Source organism: Parasphingomonas frigoris (assembly GCF_036663815.1).
In the GTDB taxonomy this organism is placed as follows: domain Bacteria; phylum Pseudomonadota; class Alphaproteobacteria; order Sphingomonadales; family Sphingomonadaceae; genus Sphingomonas.
The window spans coordinates 1-1,120 of sequence record NZ_JAXOJQ010000078.1 but is presented as its reverse complement, the minus strand read 5'-3'; the positions used below and the strand labels follow the sequence as shown (position 1 = coordinate 1,120).

The window sequence follows — 1,120 nt, the reverse complement described above, 5'->3', positions numbered from 1 at the left end:
TCCTGCGCGACAAGGTCATGCTCGGTATCGTCCACGGCCTGACCGACCTGTTCCGCATCACCGACGATCTGAGCAGGGTACGGGTCGGCGTGGACGCGCCGGTCATCCGGCTCAGCCATTTCGCCGATACCGGTCCCGGGGGGATCATGCACACCTTCGACACGGTCCCCGATGCAGCGATCGCGGACGGTTCGGACGGTTCGAACGGTCCGAGCGTGATCATCATCCCGCCGTGCGAGACGGCGGCCTTGGGTATCGAGACCACCCGGAAATGGTCGAACTGGCTCACCGCGCGTCATGCCGAGGGTGCCGTGCTCGGATCGATCTGCGGCGGCACGTTCCTGCTCGCGCAGACCGGGTTGCTGGATGGCCGCCGGGCTACGACGCACCTGTTGTGCGCGCCCGATCTCGCGACGATGTTCCCGGCCGTCCACGTCGATTTCGATGCGCTGCTGACCGAGGAGGACGACCTGATTACGTTGGGTGGAGTGATGGCGTGGACCGATCTCGGCCTCGTCGTGGTCAGGCGATTGCTGGGTGCCGTCGCGATGATGCAAACGGCACGCTTCATGATGATCGATCCGCCGGGGCGGGAGCAGCGCTTCTACAAGACGTTCGCGCCCGAGATGAACCACGGCGACGCGGCGATCATGAAATCCCAACAGCGCCTGCACGCCCACGGCGCGGCGGGCTCCACCGTTGCCGACATGGCGCTTTGGTCCGGTCTGGAAACGCGGACGTTCAGCCGCCGTTTCCAGGGCGCCACCGGCTTGCGGCCCAACCAATATCATCAGCGCCTGCGGATCGAGAAAGCCCGCGAACTGCTCGAGACGACCGCTACCCCGATCGGACAGGTCGCGTGGGAATCGGGCTATGGCGACCCGGCATCCTTCCGATCGACGTTCGCCAAGTTCACCGGCCTGAGCCCCAGCGACTACCGAAAACGGTTCGGGCACACGGCGCATGGCACCGAACGCGCCCTCCAGGCCTGAACCAGAAGCGTAGGCACATCGACGGCACGCAGATTATCGTGTGCGCCGGGACGGAACGTCGCGACTTCTGCTTCGCTGTGGTCGGAGCGGACAGTACGTCCGAGACGAGGACGCCAACCATGATGCCG

At 65.5% G+C, this 1,120-nt stretch carries 1 protein-coding gene; it reads left to right on the top strand.

Annotated features, from left to right (window positions below; translation table 11 throughout):
- A partial coding sequence (locus U1872_RS22580; RefSeq protein WP_332795089.1) for a GlxA family transcriptional regulator occupies positions 1–992 on the top strand: 992 nt, incomplete at its 5' end.
- Positions 993–1,120 lie beyond the last annotated feature (128 nt).